This window comes from Modestobacter sp. NPDC049651 (assembly GCF_040659695.1).
Lineage (GTDB): Bacteria > Actinomycetota > Actinomycetes > Mycobacteriales > Geodermatophilaceae > Modestobacter.
Genome location: NZ_JBFAOG010000014.1, coordinates 64573 through 81958, shown reverse-complemented (window position 1 = coordinate 81958; position 17386 = coordinate 64573). Strand labels below are relative to the sequence as shown.

At 74.2% G+C, this 17386-nt stretch carries 15 protein-coding genes and 1 tRNA gene; 9 read left to right on the top strand and 7 right to left on the bottom strand.

What is annotated here, in order from left to right; all coding sequences use genetic code 11:
* The first annotated feature begins 125 nt into the window (after positions 1 to 125).
* The 4 genes from glp (at position 126) to AB0J00_RS17430 (ending at position 3393) form a co-directional block, all read left to right on the top strand.
* Positions 126 to 1652, top strand: a complete 1527-nt coding sequence (gene glp / locus AB0J00_RS17445) for a gephyrin-like molybdotransferase Glp (RefSeq protein WP_357747002.1) — start codon at positions 126 to 128, stop codon at positions 1650 to 1652.
* A 1-nt stretch (position 1653) separates the two neighbouring features.
* Positions 1654 to 2271 (top strand): GNAT family protein, encoded by a 618-nt coding sequence (locus AB0J00_RS17440; protein WP_357747087.1) that lies wholly within the window; start codon positions 1654 to 1656, stop codon positions 2269 to 2271.
* 228 nt (positions 2272 to 2499) lie between these two features.
* Entirely contained in the window at positions 2500 to 3249 is a 750-nt protein-coding gene (locus tag AB0J00_RS17435; RefSeq protein ID WP_357747000.1) for a hypothetical protein, read from the top strand.
* Between the two features lie 70 nt (positions 3250 to 3319).
* A tRNA-Ala gene (locus tag AB0J00_RS17430) sits at positions 3320 to 3393 on the top strand.
* Positions 3394 to 3441: 48 nt separating this feature from the next.
* Here AB0J00_RS17430 and AB0J00_RS17425 read toward each other — a convergent pair.
* From AB0J00_RS17425 to AB0J00_RS17405, 5 genes are all read right to left on the bottom strand, one after another.
* Positions 3442 to 4818 carry a GH1 family beta-glucosidase gene (locus tag AB0J00_RS17425; RefSeq protein ID WP_357746997.1) on the bottom strand — a complete coding sequence of 459 codons (1377 nt, stop codon included), beginning with the start codon at positions 4816 to 4818 and terminating at the stop codon, positions 3442 to 3444.
* Positions 4815 to 5609 carry an enoyl-CoA hydratase-related protein gene (locus tag AB0J00_RS17420; RefSeq protein WP_357746995.1) on the bottom strand — a complete coding sequence of 265 codons (795 nt, stop codon included), beginning with the start codon at positions 5607 to 5609 and terminating at the stop codon, positions 4815 to 4817. Before AB0J00_RS17420 ends, AB0J00_RS17425 begins: the two co-directional genes overlap by 4 nt.
* Positions 5610 to 5691: 82 nt before the next feature.
* Positions 5692 to 6951, bottom strand: a complete 1260-nt coding sequence (locus tag AB0J00_RS17415; RefSeq protein ID WP_357746992.1) for an MFS transporter — start codon at positions 6949 to 6951, stop codon at positions 5692 to 5694.
* A 26-nt stretch (positions 6952 to 6977) separates the two neighbouring features.
* A complete protein-coding gene (locus AB0J00_RS17410; protein WP_357746988.1) occupies positions 6978 to 7421 on the bottom strand; it encodes a MarR family transcriptional regulator in 444 nt (147 codons plus the stop codon).
* 111 nt (positions 7422 to 7532) lie between these two features.
* Positions 7533 to 9047 (bottom strand): phospholipid carrier-dependent glycosyltransferase, encoded by a 1515-nt coding sequence (locus AB0J00_RS17405; RefSeq protein WP_357746985.1) that lies wholly within the window; start codon positions 9045 to 9047, stop codon positions 7533 to 7535.
* A gap of 54 nt (positions 9048 to 9101) precedes the next feature.
* Between AB0J00_RS17405 and rsmI the strand changes: the two genes are divergently transcribed.
* Positions 9102 to 9935 carry a 16S rRNA (cytidine(1402)-2'-O)-methyltransferase gene (gene rsmI, locus AB0J00_RS17400; protein ID WP_357746982.1) on the top strand — a complete coding sequence of 278 codons (834 nt, stop codon included), beginning with the start codon at positions 9102 to 9104 and terminating at the stop codon, positions 9933 to 9935.
* 92 nt (positions 9936 to 10027) lie between these two features.
* Here the strand turns inward: rsmI and AB0J00_RS17395 are convergent, their stop codons facing one another.
* Together AB0J00_RS17395 and corA are read right to left on the bottom strand one after the other, a co-directional pair.
* On the bottom strand, positions 10028 to 11023 hold the full coding sequence (locus tag AB0J00_RS17395) for a DUF559 domain-containing protein (protein ID WP_357746980.1): 996 nt from the start codon (positions 11021 to 11023) through the stop codon (positions 10028 to 10030).
* Positions 11024 to 11097: 74 nt separating this feature from the next.
* Positions 11098 to 12222 carry a magnesium/cobalt transporter CorA gene (gene corA / locus AB0J00_RS17390; RefSeq protein ID WP_357746978.1) on the bottom strand — a complete coding sequence of 375 codons (1125 nt, stop codon included), beginning with the start codon at positions 12220 to 12222 and terminating at the stop codon, positions 11098 to 11100.
* Positions 12223 to 12368: 146 nt separating this feature from the next.
* Between corA and AB0J00_RS17385 the strand changes: the two genes are divergently transcribed.
* The 4 genes from AB0J00_RS17385 to AB0J00_RS17370 all read left to right on the top strand — a co-directional run bounded on the left by AB0J00_RS17385 (position 12369) and on the right by AB0J00_RS17370 (position 17352).
* Positions 12369 to 13880, top strand: coding sequence for an amino acid permease (locus AB0J00_RS17385; RefSeq protein ID WP_357746975.1), 1512 nt, complete (start codon positions 12369 to 12371; stop codon positions 13878 to 13880).
* Between the two features lie 104 nt (positions 13881 to 13984).
* Entirely contained in the window at positions 13985 to 14626 is a 642-nt protein-coding gene (locus AB0J00_RS17380) for a hypothetical protein (RefSeq protein WP_357746972.1), read from the top strand.
* A gap of 45 nt (positions 14627 to 14671) precedes the next feature.
* Positions 14672 to 16489, top strand: coding sequence for a methionine--tRNA ligase (gene metG / locus AB0J00_RS17375; protein ID WP_357746969.1), 1818 nt, complete (start codon positions 14672 to 14674; stop codon positions 16487 to 16489).
* Positions 16486 to 17352, top strand: coding sequence for a TatD family hydrolase (locus AB0J00_RS17370; protein WP_357746967.1), 867 nt, complete (start codon positions 16486 to 16488; stop codon positions 17350 to 17352). The genes metG and AB0J00_RS17370 overlap by 4 nt, the downstream gene beginning before the upstream one ends.
* Positions 17353 to 17386: the final 34 nt, after the last annotated feature.

Genomic DNA, 17386 nt, shown 5'->3' with positions numbered 1-17386 from the left:
CCGAGAGGGCACCATCGGGGGTCGAGAGCCTGCTTCGCTGCGGCTCCGGCCCCCGGTCCGCCTCTGCCGGCGGGGGCCGGGGCCCGCGGGCGGGCCGGCACAGCGGCACGACGACGGTGGTGGGGATGAGCGCGGACAACGCAGGCGGGTGGTTCACCCGGAACCGGGAGACGACCCAGATCGACCTCCCCGGCGGACCGCTGGTGCCCGCGGCGCGCACCCCCGAGCCGGCGCTGGCCGGGGCGGCCGCGCGGACGGCGGGCCCGGCGACCAGCCCGGTGGCGACGGCGGCGCCCTCGACCGACACGGTGTCGGTCGACCGGTCGCTGTTCGCCGCGGAGCGGGTCGCCGCGCCGGCGATCTCCACCGGTGACCGGACGCCGGACCCCAGCGGCGACAGCGGCTCGGTCGACGTCTCGGTCATCCGGATGCGCACCGTGGAGAACCACCTCGACGAGGTGCTCGGGCACGTGCACCAGCCCGCGCCGATCGAGATCGCGGTGCTGGACGCGCAGGGCCTGCTGTGCGCGGAGCTGGTGACCAGCGACCGCGCGCTGCCGGCGTTCGACCAGGCCGGGCTGGACGGCTACGCGGTGCGGGCCGAGGACATCGCCGGCGCCACCGTCGAGCAGCCGGTCGTGCTGGCCGTCGTCGGCGACACCCCGGCCGGCCGCGGCGAGCCGACGTCGATCGGCCCGGGCCTGGCCCGCAAGGTCGCCGTCGGCGCGATGCTGCCGGCCGGCACCGACGTCGTCGTCCCGGCGGCGTGGACCGACCAGGGGCTGGCGTCCGTGCAGGTCTACGCCTCGCTCGCGCCCGGCAGCTACGTGCGCCGCACCGGCGACGACGTGGCGCCCGGCGACACCGCGGTGCAGGTGGGCACCCCGATCGGCCCGGCCCAGATCAGCCTGCTGGCCGCGGTCGGCCGCCAGCGCGTCGCCGTCCGGCCGCGCCCGCGGGTGTCGGTGCTGAGCGCCGGCGCCGAGCTGGTCGACGCCGGCACCGTGCCCGGCCCCGGCCAGGTGGTCGACATCAACAGCTACGCGCTGGCCGCCGCGGCCCGCGACGCCGGCGCCGAGGCCTACCGCTCGGGCATCCTGCCCAACGAGGAGCGGCGGATGGTCGAGCTGCTGGAGAGCCAGCTGCTGCGCAGCGACGTCGTCCTCATCGCCGGCACGTTCGCCAGCGGCGGCGACGACCTCCTGCAGCAGGCGCTGGCGGAGCTCGGTGACATGTCGTTCACCCAGGTGGCCATGCACCCCGGGCCGCTGCACGCGTTCGGCCTGCTGGGCCCCGAGCAGGTGCCGGTCATCTGCATCCCCGGTGAGCCGGTGGCCGCGCTGGTGGCCTTCGAGGTGTTCGTCCGCCCGGTGATCCGGCTGATGCTGGGCAAGAAGCAGCTGTTCCGCCGCACCGTGCAGGCGGTCTCCGCGCAGCGGCTGCTCTCGCCGCTGGGCTACCGGCAGTACCTGCACGGCCAGGTCATGCGGCACCCCGACGGCGGGTACGTCGTCGAGCCGATCGGCGACGGCGACCAGGCGATGCTCGCCCGGATGGCCAAGGCGAACTGCCTGATCGTGGTCGACGAGGACGTCACCGAGGTCTCGGCGGGCGGTCTGGTGACCGTCATGCCGATGCTGCTGGGCGGCTGAGCTGGACCCGTCGGTCCACCCCGGGTGGCCGGTCCGGCTGGGCTGGGGCCCGGTCGAGCTGCACCCGCTGCGCCGGGGGGACGCCGCCGAGTGGGCCCGGGTCCGGCGGGGCAACGAGGCGTGGCTGAGCCCCTGGGAGCCCTCCGCCCCGGTGCCGTGGGCGCAGCGGCACACCCCGGCGGCGTACCGGGCGATGCGCCGCGCCGCCGGCCGCCGGGCGCGGACGGGGACGTCGCTGCCGTTCGCCGTCCGGGTCGACGGGCGGCTGGCCGGCCAGGTGACGCTGGACAACGTCGTCCGCGGCGCGCTGCGCTCCGGGCACCTCGGCTACTGGATCGACTCCGCGGTCGCCGGCCGGGGGATCGGGTCGCTGGCCGTGGCGCTGGTGTGCGACCACGCGTTCGGGCCGGTGGGGCTGCACCGCGTGCAGGCCGACATCCGGCCGGAGAACCGCCCGAGCCGACGGCTGGTGGAGCGGCTGGGCTTCCGCCAGGAGGGGCTGTTCCGCGGCTACCTGGACATCGACGGCGCCTGGCGGGACCACCTCGGTTACGCCCTGCTGTCGACCGACGTCCCCGGTGGCCTGCTCGCCCGCTGGCAGGCCCGCGCCCCGCGCTGAGCCGCCCCCGACGTTGCTCACAGCGCGTCACCGAGCGCTGGCGTACCGCCGCGGCGCCCGTCCACGCAGGACGACACGCCGGAGTCGCGTCCAATCGCCTCGCGACACACCGGAGGACATCCGGGTCATCGGCAGGACACCTCCCTAAGTTGATCCGCGAGTGACTCGTGTGACTCGTGTTGTCCCAGGGACAGGGATGGCGCGCGGTACCAGGGATGGGGTGTTCGGATGGGGTCTGGCGTTCTGCTCGCCGCTCTCGTCGTGCTGTGGTTCGTGGTCCTGGTGCCGATGGTGGTCACCCGGGGCGACGCCCGCGCCGACGGTCGTCCCGAGGCGGCGGCCGGGTCCGGCCGCACCCTCAAGCGCCGCCGGCCGGTCGACCCGGTGGTGCACGCCGAGACCGAGCGGGTGGCCATCGACCGGGCCGCCCTGCGCACCAGCGGCGAGCTCAAGCGCGACGTGCACGCCCTGCGCCGGCGGGTGCTGGCCGGGCTGGTCACGCTCGCCCTGGTCGCCCTCGTGGGTGCCGTCGCCTGGCGCTCGGTGCTGTGGGTGCCGCAGGTGGCCCTCGACCTCGCGGTCGTCGGCTACCTCGTGACCACCAGCGCCGCGGCCAAGCGCGAGCGCCGTGCCGCCGCCCGCCGGCAGGTCCGCGACGCGCTGCGCGCACCGGTGCGCGCGTCCGCCGAGCGGCCGGCCGAGCGGCCCGCGCCGCGCACGGGGGTCCGCACCGACGCCCGCACCGAGGCGACGGTGGCCGCCCGCGTGCCGGAGCAGCTGGGGGCGTCGGCGGCGTCGAGCGCGCACCCGAGCGTGCCGCTGGCCGACGTCCGCCCGCTGCGCCCCGGCCGGGTGGTCGCCGCCCGCACGCCGACCCCGGCGGGCTGGCAGAACAGCGCGGTCGTGGGTCTGGACGACGACGACATCGGTTTCGCCGAGATCGACGTCTACCAGCCCCGTCGGGTCGCGAACGGCTGATCCGACCCGCCGGTGCCGCACCCCCCTGCGGCACCGGCGGGACCGGGCGGTAAGCTCGTCCACGTTCCACGGGGCTGTAGCGCAGTCCGGTAGCGCACCTCGTTCGCATCGAGGGGGTCAGGGGTTCGAATCCCCTCAGCTCCACCCGTGACGCAGTCAGGCCGGGCCCACCAGGGCCCGGCCTGACTCGTCTCAGCGGCTGGCCGCGATGACGTCCCGGTACCAGCCGAAGCTGGCCTTGGGCGTGCGGCGCTGGGTCGGGTAGTCGACGTGCACCAGGCCGAAGCGCTGGCTGTACCCGTGCGCCCACTCGAAGTTGTCCAGCAGCGACCACACGTAGTAGCCGCGGACGTCCACGCCGTCGGCGATCGCGCCGGCCAGCTCCCGCAGGTGCCCGTCGAGGTAGGCGATCCGGTCCGGGTCGGGCACCGAGCCGTCGTGCCGGACGACGTCCGGGAAGCTGGTGCCGTTCTCGGTGACGTGGACCGGCGGCAGCCCGGGGTAGGTGTCCCGCAGCCAGCGCATCAGCCGGCCCATGGTGGCCGGCTCGACCGGCCAGCCCATCGCCGAGCGGGGCAGGTGCGGCGGCGGGTCGTCGACGGCGGCCACGTCGCTCGCGGTGCGCCGGGCCGGGTCGGGCTCGGTGTACGGCGCGGCCCGCACGTACTGCGGGAAGTAGGTGTTCACGCCCAGGAAGTCCAGCGGCTGGGCGATGACCGCCAGGTCGTCGTCCTCCCGGAAGCCGAAGCCGGTCAGGTCGCCCCACACCTCGGCCTCGGCCGCCGGGTAGCGGCCGGCCAGCAGCGGGTCGGTGAACGACCGGTTCTGCAGGACCTCCACCCGGCACGCCGCGGCCCGGTCCTCCGCCGAGCCGGTGCGCGGGCTGACCGCGTTGAGGTTCAGCGTGATGCCGAACTGCTCGTCGCCGTGCCGCTGGGCGCGCATCGCCTGCACGGCCAGCCCGTGGCCGAGCAGCAGGTGGTGGACGGCAGCCAGCGCGGGCTCGCCGGTGCGCATGCCCGGGGCGTGCCGGCCCTGCGCGTGGCCCACGATCGCGGAGCAGAACGGCTCGTTGAGCGTGGTCCACAGCGGCACCCGGTCGCCCAGCGAGGCGTGCACCACCTGCGCGTAGTCGGCGAACCGCGCGGCGGTGTCACGGGAGCGCCAGCCGCCGTCGTCTTCCAGCGCCTGCGGCAGGTCCCAGTGGTAGAGCGTCAGGCAGGGCGCGATCCCCGCGCCGAGCAGCTCGTCGACCAGCCGGGCGTAGAAGTCCAGGCCGGCGGTGTTCACCGGCCCCCGGCCGTCGGGCTGCACCCGCGGCCACGCCACGGAGAAGCGGTAGGAGTCGACGCCGAGCTCGGCCAGCAGGGCGACGTCCTCGCGGTACCGGTGGTAGTGGTCGCAGGCGACGTCGCCGGTGTCGCCGGCCTTCACCCGCCCGGGCTCGGCGCAGAAGGTGTCCCAGATCGACCGGCCGCGGCCGTCCTCGCCGGCCGCGCCCTCGATCTGGAACGCGGCGGTCGCCGTGCCCCAGGTGAACCCGGCCGGGAACGCCGGCAGGCCGCTCACGACCGGGTGGACCGGAAGTCCGGACGCCGGCCGGCGTCGGCGGCGCCGATGCCCTCCCGGCCCTCCGGGTCGGTCGCCGACTCGGCGATCAGCCGGGCCTCCTCGTCCAGCTGCTCGTCGAGCATCCGGGTCGCCGCGCGGCGCACCAGCGCGCGGGTGCGCACCATCGCCCGCACCGGCCCGGCCGCGACCTCGGCGGCCAGGTCGACGGCGGCCTGCGCTGCGCGGTCGTCGTCGACCAGCCGGCCGACCAGGCCGAAGTGGTGCGCGTCCGCGGCGCTCAGCGTGCCGTCGGTGAGCAGCAGCTCCAGCGCCCGGGGGGCGCCCAGCGCGCGGGTGAGCGCCCACGACGTGCCGCCGTCCGGGCTCAGGCCCAGCCCGGCGTAGCCGGGGCGCAGCTTGGTCGAGCGGGCGCAGACCACGACGTCGCAGGCGCCCAGCAGGCCGACGCCGGCGCCGGCGACGGTGCCGTGCACCCCGGCCACCACCGGCACCGGGGTGTACAGCGCGCCCCGGATCACCTCGTGCCAGCGGTCGGCCAGCGCGGCCAGCAGCGCCGGCAGGTCCTCGGCGGCCGCGTAGGAGCGCACGTCGGTGCCGGCGCAGAAGTGCTCACCGGTGGCCAGCAGCAGCACCGCCCGGGCCTCGTCCGGCCGGTCGGCCAGCGCGGTGGCCAGCTGGTCGGCCATCGGCAGGTCCAGCGCGTTGCCCGTCTCGGGGTGGTCGAGGGTCACCCGCCACACGTCGCCGTCCAGGGCGGTGGTCACCCGGTGGGGTCGCGGCTCGGTCATCGTCGTCCTCCCTGGGCCGGCGTCCGCCGGCCCCCCGGGGACGCTAGGGCCGGCGGCCCCGCCGGGCGAACCCGGGCCGCGCTCAGCGCCGGGGCAGGCCCCGCTCGACCTCCTGGTCGACGGCCGCCGGTGCGCCGCCGAACTCGTCGGCGACCTCGCCGGAGACGTCCGGCTCCGGCTCGCCGTGGCCCATCCGGGCGTCGGCGGCCGCCAGCATGCGGTGCCCGGAGGTGAGCACCGCGACGCCGAGCACGACGGCGACCGCGCCCACCACGAACGGCACGTGGATGCCCCAGTGCTCGGCGAGCTTGCCGGCCGCGTAGGGCGCCAGGCCGCCGCCGAGGAACCGGACGAAGCCGTAGGCCGACGACGCGACCGGCCGGTCGACCGGCGAGACCAGCATGACCGCCTGGGTGGTCAGCGTGTTGTTGATGCCGACGACGATGCCCGAGGCGACCACGCACGCGATCAGCGCCCAGCGGGTCCCGGTGAACAGCCCGATGAGCAGCAGCAGGACGGCGAAGAAGCCCAGCGCCCCGTACAGGGAGGGGGCGGTGCCAAACCGGGCCTGCAGCCGCGGGGCGCCGGTGATGGAGAAGAACGCCACCAGCAGGCCCCAGCCGAAGAACACGAAGCCGAGCTGGATCGCGGAGAGCTCCATCGGGTAGGGCGCGTAGCCCAGCATCGTGAAGAAGCCCCAGTTGTAGAGCAGCGCGGTGATGCTCATGGTCAGCAGGCTGCGGTGGCCCAGCGCCCGCAGCGGCTCGCCGAGCCCGACCCGGCGGGCGGGCTTCGGCGTCTCGTCGAGGAGCACGACGGTGGCCAGCAGCGCGATCGCCATCAGGACGGCGACGCCGAAGAACGGCCCGCGCCAGCTGACCTCGCCGAGCAGCCCGCCGATCAGCGGGCCGGCGGCGATGCCCAGGCCGAGCGCCGCCTCGTAGAGCACGATCGCGCCGGCGAACCCGCCGGACGCCGAGGCGACGATGACCGCCAGCGAGGTGGCGATGAACATCGCGTTGCCCAGGCCCCAGCCGGCGCGGAACCCGACGATGCCGTTGATCGAGCCCGACAGCCCCGCCAGCGCCGAGAACACGACGATGACCACCAGCCCGGCGATCAGCGTCTTCTTGGCGCCGATCCGGCTGGACACCGCGGTCACCCCGAGCATCGCCACGGCGGTGACCACCAGGTAGCTGGTGAACAGCAGGCTGACCTGGCTGGGCGTGGCGTCCAGCTGCTCGGACAGGGCCGGGAGGATCGGGTCGACCAGGCCGATGCCCATGAAGCTGACCACGCAGGCGAAGGCGACCGCGAAGACCGCTTTGGGCTGGGAGAACATGCTGGTGCCGCTCGTGCCGTGAGCGCTCACTGTCTTCCTCCGGTGCTGTCGGTGAGGACGCCGGCCAGCCGGGTGAGAGCGGGCAGCGCGTCGGTGATGCGGCGGACGTCGTCGTCGCTGAGGTCGGCCAGCGGGCCGCGCAGCCGGGCCGTCCGGTCGGCGCGGTGCCGGTCGAGCAGCTCGGCGCCGGCGTCGGTGAGCGACAGGAGCACCGCCCGGCGGTCGGTCGGGTCGGCCCGCCGCTGCACGAGCCCCTGGCCGGTGAGCCGGGCGACCAGCGTCGTCATCGACGGCTGGGTCACGCCCTCGGCGGTGGCCAGGTCGGTGAGCCGGGTCGGGCCCTGCCGGCGCAGCGTGGCCAGCGTGGCCAGGGCGGTGAGGCTCAGGCCGTCACGGCGCAGGCTGAGCCGGCGCAGCGCGGTGACCGCGTCGTCCAGCCGCCCGGCGAGCAGGGAGCGGTCGACGTCCACGCGCTCCGTTGTACTGCTCAACTATGTATTCGTGCAAGCCGACCCGTGAGGTGCTGGAACGGCCGCTCTGCAGGGACCCGCCGCGAGCGTGCGAGTGGTGGGGGGGTCCTTCTAGAACCAGGAGGGAAACCACATCCGTTGGACCCACTCGCCGTAGGACAGCGGGTGCCCGACCAGGACGGGGTAGAAGAACGCGAACGTGACCGCGACGACCGCGACGTACAGGCACACCGCACCCAGCCCGAGCTGCCGGCGGAACGGCGAGGCGGTGCGCGGGCCCAGCACGTCCTGCAGCACCAGCGTCACCCCGAGCACCAGGAAGGGGAGGGCGGGGGCGAGGTAGAAGATGAACATCGTCCGGTCGAGGTTGACCAGCCACGTCGCCCAGCCCGCGACGAACGCGCCGAGCACGACCAGCGCGGCCTGGTCCCGGCGGGCCACCAGCCGCCACAGCATCCACAGCACCGCCGGCACGAACGCGAACCACAGCGTCGGCGTCCCGACCATCAGGATGTAGCGGATCACCTGGTCGCCGGCGGAGTCGGTGAGGCCCTGCGGGTTCCACAGCAGGATCGGCCGGCCGTCGACCAGCCACGACCACGGGTTGGACTCCCACGGGTGCGGCGAGGACAGCCCGTCGTGGAAGGCCAGCCACTTGGCGTGCATGTGCCACAGCGAGCGCAGCGCGTCGGGGACCCACGGCCAGCGGGTGTCCGGGTGCTGGGCGGCCCAGAACCGGTCCTGCGCCGACTCGCCGCGGAACCAGCCGGTGAAGCTCGCGACGTAGGTGAGCACGGGCAGCGCGGCCAGCGCCCAGGCCGCGCCGGGCAGCCCGCGCCGGAGCGCCGCCGCCGTCGGCCGGGCGGCGCCCGCCTCGCGCCAGGCCATCCGGTCCCACACCAGCGAGACCACCGCGAAGACGGCGAGGAAGTACACGCCGCTCCACTTCACCGCGCACGCGCAGCCGAACAGCACGCCCGCGGCGATCCGCCAGCCGCGCGGGCCCAACCGGAAGCCGGTGGCGGTCACCCGGTCCGCGCCGGCGCGCACCCGCGCGCGCACGACGTCCCGGTCGACGACCAGGCAGGCGACCGCGGACACCACGAACACCTGCAGGAAGACGTCGAGCAGGCCGATCCGGGCGAGGGTGAAGGAGAAGCCGTCCAGCGCGAGCAGCAGCCCGGCGAGCACGCCGAGCAGGGTCGAGCCGGTGAGCCGGCGGGCCAGCCGCACCAGGACGACGACCGCGATCGTGCCGGCGATCGCGCTGGGTACCCGCCAGCCGAGGCTGTTGTCGCCGAACACCCACTCGGCGGCCGCGATCAGGACCTTGCCCAGCGGCGGGTGGACGATGAACGTGTAGCCGCGGTTGTACTCGTGGCCCCAGACCAGGACGTCCTGCGCCTCGGGCGGGTAGTACGCCTCGTCGAAGACCAGGTCCTTCGGGTAGCTGATGCCGATCAGCCGCACGACCAGCGTCGCGACGCCCAGCAGCCCGGTGAGCAGCCAGGCCAGCCGGCGGTCGGTGGGCAGCGGGGGAGTGCGGTCCAGCCGGCGGCGGGGTGCGGGGCGGCGCCGGGGTGCCTGCTCCGGAGCCCGGGTCTCCTCCGGAGCCAGCACCGCCATGGCCGTCAGGGTATGTGGCCCGGCTGTCCGGCCTGGCGTGACAGGCTCGTGCACGTGACTGGTCGACTGGTGCTGGGGGGCGCGCCGCTCGGGCAGCCCGGGGACGTCGGGCCGCGGCTGCGGCGGGCGATGGCGGAGGCCGACGTCCTGGCGTGCGAGGACACCCGGCGGCTGCACCGGCTCGCGCACGACCTCGAGGTCACGCTCACCGGCAAGGTGGTGACCTTCCACGAGTCGGTGGAGCGCCAGCGGCTGCCCGGGCTGGTCGCCGCGCTCACCGAGGGCAGGACGGTGCTGCTGCTCACCGACGCCGGCATGCCGTCGGTCTCCGACCCCGGGTACACGCTGGTGCGGGCGGCGATCGAGGCCGGCGTCGAGGTCACCTCGGTGCCCGGGCCCTCCGCCGTCACCACCGCGCTGGCGGTGTCCGGGCTGCCGTGCGACCGGTTCAGCTTCGAGGGGTTCCTGCCCCGGCGCGGACGGCGCACCGCGCTGGCGCCGCTGGCCACCGAGCGCCGGACGATGGTGTTCTTCGAATCGCCGCACCGGCTGGCCGACGCGCTCACCGACCTGGCCGCCGTCTTCGGCGACGACCGGGGGGCCGCGGTCTGCCGGGAGCTGACCAAGACGCACGAGGAGGTCCGCCGCGGGCCGCTGTCGGAGCTGGCCGCGTGGGCCGCCGACGGGGTGCGCGGCGAGATCACCCTGGTCGTCGCCGGCGCCCCGGCCGGGCCGGTCGACCTGTCGCCGGACGAGCTGGCCGCCGAGGTCGCCGCCGAGGAGGCGGCCGGGGCGACGCGGAAGGACGCGATCCGGGCCGTCGTCGAGCGCACCGGCCAGCCGCGCCGGGTGGTCTACGACGCGGTCGTCGCCGCCAAGGGCTCCTGACCTCTCCACCCGTTGTCCCGGGCATAGGAAGCTCTGCACCCACTTTCGGGCTGGAAAGCGGGTGCGGAGCTTCCTTCGCCTCGGGCTTCCGGTCAGCCGTGGGCCAGCTGACGGGCGCGGGCCTGGTAGACGGCCAGGACGCGCGCCCGGACGCCGTCGGGGTCCCGCAGCACGTCGGCGTAGGTGAACCGCAGGACCACCCATCCCAGGGCGGCCAGGGAGGAGTCGCGCGCGAGATCGCGACGCCTCGCCTCCGGGTCGGTGTGGAACCGTGCCCCGTCGAGTTCCACGGCCAGCTTCACCTCGGGCCAGGCGCGGTCCAGCCAGATGCGGCCGCTGTCCAACTGCATGCGTAGCTGCCCGACGCTGCGCGGCAGCGAGTGGTGCCGGAAGACGTTGAGCACCCCCATCGCCTCGAGCTCGCTGTGGCACCCGTCCTCGGCGAGGTCGACGGTCTGGGCCAGCGCACGGTGGCCGCCGACGTTGGGGCGCTCGGCGAGCGACGCGCGAAGTGCTCGGGTGCTGACCCGCTTCTCCCGGACCAGGTCGAGCAGCAGCGGACGCCTGTCCGCCAGGGGGAGGAGTGGCCACGCGTCGACCACCGAGCGGGGCAGAGTGGTGACAGGGAGGCCGCTCACCACGCAGGTGTCCCGTTCGACCTCGAAGCCATTGCGCCGGTGGACGACGAGACCCTGGGCGCCGGCTCGTCGCATGCTCTGGTCGACGGTCAGGTGCACCGGCCGAGTCAGCCGCCGGACGCCCCACAGGTGCAGTGCGGACACGTGGCTGATCGCGGCCCCGGAGCCGGCGTGCCGCAGCGCTGCGCAGAGGACGAGCTGATCGGTCAGCACGGCGTCGCGGGACGCGTAGACGTGGGGGAAGACGCGCTGCAGCGCACCCCGGCCGACCTGACCGTCCAGCACCGTCCGAGGGGCGATGCGCAGCAGTTCGGCTCGGCTCGCGACCCCGCCACGCGCCGCCAGTTGCTGCTCGAAGACCTTCTTCCACGTCACGCCCTGGAGCGTCGGGGTGCCGTACGCGTCAGCCGAGGGCCGAGCGCGATCTGTGCAAGGCAGCCCGCCGCCCACAGCGGTCGAGGCAGAGGAAGCTCTGCACCTGCTATCGGGCCCTCAACCGGGTGCGAAGCCTCCTATGCCTGGGGTCAGAGCCAGCCGCTGCGCTTGAAGTTGCGGTACAGCAGGTAGCACAGCGCCGCCATCAGCAGCAGCGCCAGCGGGTAGCCGAACCGCCAGCTCAGCTCGGGCATGTGCGTGAAGTTCATCCCGTAGATGCCGGCGATCCCGGTCGGGACGGCGATGAGGCCGGCGTACGCGGAGATCTTCCGCATGTCCTCGTTCTGCGCCACCGACACCCGGGCCAGCGCGGCCTGCAGGATGTTCGACAGCAGCTCGTCGAGGCCGGCCACCTGGTCGCGCACCCGCAGGGCGTGGTCCTGGACGTCGCGGAAGTACGACCGCATCGACTCCGGCACCAGGTCCAGCGGCCGCTCCGCGAGCGTCGACAGCGGCACCTCCAGCGGCGACACCGCCTTGCGCAGCGCCATCAGCTCCCGCTTGAGCTGGTAGATCCGCGCGGTCTCGTCGGCGCGCGACGGGCTGAACACCGAGGTCTCCAGCTCCTCCACGTCGTCCTCGACGTCCTGAGCGACCTCGACGAAGTCGTCGACGACGTGGTCGGCGATGGCGTAGAGGACGGCGGCGGGCCCGTGGCAGAGCAGGTCCGGCTGCTGCTCGAGCTCCCGGCGCAGCTCACCGAGCTCGCCGTGGGCCCCGTGCCGGACGGTGATGATGTGGTCGGCGCCGACGAACGCCATGATCTCCCCGGTGATCACCACCTCGCTGGTGGCGGTCAGCTGCTCGTGCTCCACGTACCGCGCCGTCTTGAGCACCATGAACACGCCGTCGTCGTAGCGCTCCAGCTTGGGGCGCTGGTGCGCCTCGACCGCGTCCTCCATCGCCAGCGGGTGCAGGCCGTACTGCTCGCCGATCCGGGTCAGCTGCGCCTCGCTGGGCTCGTACAGCCCGAGCCAGACGAAGCCGCCCTGGTCGCGGGCCACCTGCAGCGCGTCGTCCGGGCTCGCCTCGACCAGCTTGCCGCCCACGTAGACCCCGCAGGCCATCACCGGGTCGGAGTCGCCGCGCCGGCTGGCGCCGGCGCTCCGCGCGGGCCCGGCGGGCCGGGGACGGGGGTTGCGCGGAACGCGCTGCTGCTCGGGCGTCGTCGTGGCGTGGCTGGCCGGATCGGCTGCCTGCCGGGTGTCGCTCACCGGACCTCCTGGGGGGCCTGTTCGTGGGGGAGGAGCAGCCCGCACAGCGTGCACATGCGGGACGTCCAGGCCCGTGGGACTCTCTCTCCGACCATGATCACCAGCCGGACGGCGACGCGCACGCCGTCCGCCCGAGAGGGGGAGCCGTGGCCACGAGCAACAAGGCCCGGGTGAAGAGCGTCGAGGAGTCGATCCGCGACACCGAAGAGCCCGAACACCAGCTCAAGCGCAATCTCTCCGCGCTCGACCTGACCGTGTTCGGGGTCGGCGTCATCATCGGCACCGGCATCTTCGTGCTGACCGGCGAGGTGGCCAAGACCGACTCCGGGCCGGCCGTGGCGATCAGCTTCGTGATCGCCGGCATCGTCTGCGGCCTGGCCGCGCTCTGCTACGCGGAGTTCGCCTCCACCGTGCCGGTCGCGGGGTCGGCCTACACGTTCTCCTACGCCACGATGGGCGAGTTCGTCGCCTGGATCATCGGCTGGGACCTGGTGCTGGAACTGGCGCTGGGCGCGGCGACCGTCTCGGTGGGCTGGTCGGGCTACCTGAACCAGCTGCTGGGGGACATCGGCATCCCGCTGCCGGACTCGATCGCCGGTGAGACCGCGACGGTCAACATCCCGGCGATCTTCATCGCGCTGCTGATGACCGGCGTCCTGGTGCTCGGCATCAAGCTCTCCAGCCGGGTGACCACGGTCATCGTGGCGATCAAGCTGGTCATCGTCCTGCTGGTCATCGTGGTCGGCGCGTTCTACCTCAAGTCCGGCAACTACACGCCGTTCGTGCCCCCGGCGCAGCCCGGTGAGGCGGGCAGCGGGCTGTCCGCGCCGTTCGTCCAGGTGCTGTTCGGCCTGACCTTCAGCGACTTCGGCTGGGGCGGCATCATCGCCGGCGCCTCGATCGTGTTCTTCGCGTTCATCGGCTTCGACATCGTGGCGACCGCCGCGGAGGAGACCAAGGAGCCGCAGCGCGACCTGCCGCGAGGGATCTTCGGCTCGCTGATCATCTGCACCGTGCTCTACGTGCTGGTCTCGCTGGTCGTCGTGGGCATGCAGCACTACACCGACCTGTCGACCGACGCCCCGCTGGCCGGCGCGTTCAAGTCGGTCGGCCTGTCGTTCATGTCCAGCATCATCTCGGTCGGCGCGCTGGCCGGGCTCACCTCCGTGGTGATGATCCTGATGCTCGGCCAGTCGCGCGTGCTGTTCGCGATGAGCCGCGACCACCTGCTGCCGCCGGCGCTCGGCACGGTGCACCCGAAGTACGGCACCCCGTACAAGATCACGATCATCACCGGCGTGGTCACGGCCGTGCTGGCCGGGTTCATCCCGCTGAGCACGCTGGCCGAGCTGGTCAACATCGGCACGCTGTTCGCCTTCGTGCTCGTCTCGATCGCGGTGATCGTGCTGCGCCGCACCCGGCCGGAGCTGGAGCGGTCCTTCCGCGTGCCGCTGGTCCCGTTGATCCCGGTGCTGTCGGCCCTGGCCAGCCTGTACCTGATGCTCAACCTGCCCACCGAGACGTGGATCCGGTTCGCGGTCTGGATGGCGCTCGGGGTGGTCATCTACTTCGGCTACTCCCGCTCGCGGTCGCGGTTCGGCACCAAGGGCGCCGCCGAGCGCAGGGAGGCCGGGCAGGCGGCCGGCGGCACCCGCTGACCTCCCGCACCCCCTTGGGGTGACCCGGGGCCGCCCACCCTGGAGAGGGAGACGCGGCAGGACGACGGAACCGGTGACAGCCACCACCGGTCAGGGAGTCCTCCGTGTCCAGCACCGTCCTACCCGCAGCGCCGGCCCTGGCGCGTCCGCCGCGACGCCGGGCACCGTTCCCGGTGGTCGCGGCGGCGGGGATCGCGGTGCTGGAGTCCCTGGCGCTGCTCGCGCTGGCGCTGACCGGGCTGGACGGGCTGCTCGGCTCCGCCGCCCGGCCGTCGGGTGCGCTGCTCGCGGTCGGGCTGCTGCTGCTCGCGGCGTGGGTGGTCTGCTGCGCCGGCGGCGGCGCCAGCCTGGTGGACGGCGCGGGCCGGCTGCTGCTGGTCACCGTGGCGGTGGGGGAGATCGTGCTGCTGCTGGTCCTGGGCGGCGCCGGGCTGCTGGCCCCGTCCGGCGTCGCGCTGGTGCCGGTCGGCTCCGTGGGCGCGGTCCCGCTGCCCGCGCTCGCGCTGCTGTGCCTCGCCGTCCCGGCGGGGAAGCTGCTGCTGGCCGGCTCGCCGGCCGCGGCGGCCTGGCTCGCCGCGGGCCCCGCGCCCGCCCGGCCGGCCCCCACCGTCGCCCCCGAGCGGCGCCGGCTGCGGCTGGCCACGGTGGCAGGCATCGGCCTGGCGCTCACCGCGCTGGCCGCGTTCGGCGCGCCCGCGCCGGCCGGCGTCCCGACGGACACCGCGCCGGTCAGCGACGTCCCCTGACCGGCTCGCCGGAAGCCGCTGGACGCGGCTCCGTACCCTCGCACCGTGAGTGATCGCCACATCCTGACCGCCGTCGCGTGGCCCTACGCCAACGGCCCGCGGCACATCGGCCACGTCTCCGGCTTCGGTGTCCCCTCGGACGTGTTCAGCCGGTTCCACCGGATGAGCGGCGACAAGGTGCTGATGGTCAGCGGCACCGACGAGCACGGCACCCCGATCACGGTCGCCGCGGACGCCGAGGGGATCACGCCCCGGGAGATCGCCGACCGCAACAACCGGGTGATCGTGGACGACCTGGCCAGCCTCGGGCTGTCCTACGACCTGTTCACCCGCACCACCACGGTCAACCACGCCCAGGTCAGCCAGGAGATCTTCCTCGGCCTGCTGAAGAACGGGTACGTCTTCCCGCAGACGACGCTCGGCGCGATCAGCCCGTCGACCGGCCGCACCCTGCCCGACCGCTACATCGAGGGCACCTGCCCGATCTGCGGCTACGACGGCGCCCGCGGCGACCAGTGCGACAACTGCGGCAACCAGCTCGACCCCACCGACCTGATCAACCCGGTCAGCCGGATCAACGGCGAGACGCCGAAGTTCGTCGAGAGCGAGCACTACTTCCTCGACCTGCCGGCGTTCACCCGGTCGCTCGGCGACTGGCTGGCCGGCCGCAAGGGGTGGCGGCCGAACGTGCACAACTTCGCCACCAACCTGCTCGAGGACCTCAAGCCGCGCAGCTACACCCGCGACATCGACTGGGGCGTGCCGATCCCGCTCGACGGCTGGCGGGACCGGCCGGACAAGCGGATCTACGTCTGGTTCGACGCGGTGGTCGGCTACCTGTCGGCGTCCATCGAGTGGGCCCGCCGGTCCGGTGACCCGGAGGCGTGGCGGCAGTGGTGGCAGGCGCCGGACTCCGACGCCTACTACTTCATGGGCAAGGACAACATCGTCTTCCACGCCGAGATCTGGCCTGCGCAGCTGCAGGGCTACAACGGCGAGGGTGACAAGGGCGGCACGCCGGGCTCCTACGGCCGGCTGAACCTCCCCACCGAGGTCGTCTCCAGCGAGTTCCTGACCATGGAGGGGCGGAAGTTCTCCTCCTCCCGCAACGTGGTCATCTACGTGCGCGACTTCCTGTCCCGCTACGACGCCGACGCGCTGCGCTACTTCATCGCGGTCGCCGGCCCGGAGACCCAGGACACCGACTTCACCTGGTCGGAGTTCCGCCGGCGCAACAACGACGAGCTGGTCGCCGGCTGGGGCAACCTGGTCAACCGGTCGGTGTCGATGGCGGCGAAGAACGTCGGCGCCGTCCCGACCCCCGGTGAGCTGACCGACGCCGACCGCGCGCTGCTGGCGACGACCAGCGGCGCATTCGGGCCGATCGGCGAGCTGCTGGGCCGCAACCGGCAGAAGGCCGCGGCCACCGAGGCCATGCGGATCGTCGGCGAGGCGAACAAGTACCTGTCCGACCAGGCGCCGTGGAAGCTCAAGGAGGACCCGGCCCGCCGGGACACCGTGCTGCACACCGCGCTGCAGGCGATCAAGGACTGCAACGCGCTGCTGACGCCGTTCCTCCCGCACTCGTCGCAGACCGTGCACGAGCTGCTGGGCGGCACCGGGGTGTGGTCGCCGCGGCCGGAGATCGTGGAGACCGCGGACCTGGACGACGGTTCGCCCTACCCGATCATCACCGGCGACTACGACCAGGGCCAGGCCGTGTGGGCGTCGACGCCGCTGCCGCCGCCGGGCACGCCGCTGGCGCCGCCGAAGCCGGTGTTCAGCAAGCTCGACGAGTCGATCGTCGACGAGGAGCTGGCCCGGCTGGAGAGCGGCACGAAGCCGTCGAACGGGGAGGCATGAGCCGGTCGTCGTCCGCGCGGGCCAACCGGCGGGGCGAGCCGGTCCCGTCGCCGGAGCCGCTGCCGGCGCCGGCGGTCGACAGCCACACCCACTTCGACTTCGCCGTCGGCGGGGAGGACCGCCGGCCCGAGGACGCCGACGTGGACGCGGCCATCGACGCCGCGGTGGCGGTGGGCGTCCCGCGGTTGGTGCAGACCGGTGTCGACGTCGCCTCCTCGCAGTGGTCGGCGGCGCTCGCCGAGCGGCGTCCCGAGGTGCTCGCCGCCGTCGCGCTGCACCCGAACGACGCGGGGGCGGGCGCGGCGAGCGAGGCGGCGCTGGCCGAGATCGACCGGCTGGCGGCGCTGCCGCGGGTCCGGGCGGTGGGGGAGACCGGCCTGGACCGGTACCGCACCGGCGAGGACGGCTGGGCGGCGCAGGAGGCGTCGTTCCGGGCGCACATCGACATCGCCAAGCGGCACGGGCTGGCGCTGCAGGTCCACGACCGGGACGCCCACCAGGAGATCCTGCGCGTGCTCGAGGAGGAGGGGGCGCCGGAGCACGTCGTCTTCCACTGCTTCTCCGGTGACGCGGCGTTCGCCCGGCAGTGCATCGACCGGGGCTACGTGCTGTCGTTCGCCGGCACGCTGACGTTCGCCAACGCCGCCTACCTGCGGGAGGCCGCGGCGATCACGCCGCTGGACCAGCTGCTGACCGAGACCGACGCGCCGTTCCTGACGCCCATGCCGCACCGCGGCCGGCCGAACGCCGCCCGCCTGGTGCCGCTGACGGTGCGCGCGCTCGCGGAGGTCACCGGCACCGAGCTCGACCAGCTCTGCGCCACCCTGACCGCCAACGCGGAGCGGGTCTTCGGCAGCTGGTAGCTGGGGCACGACACATCCACGGCCGGACGGGGGA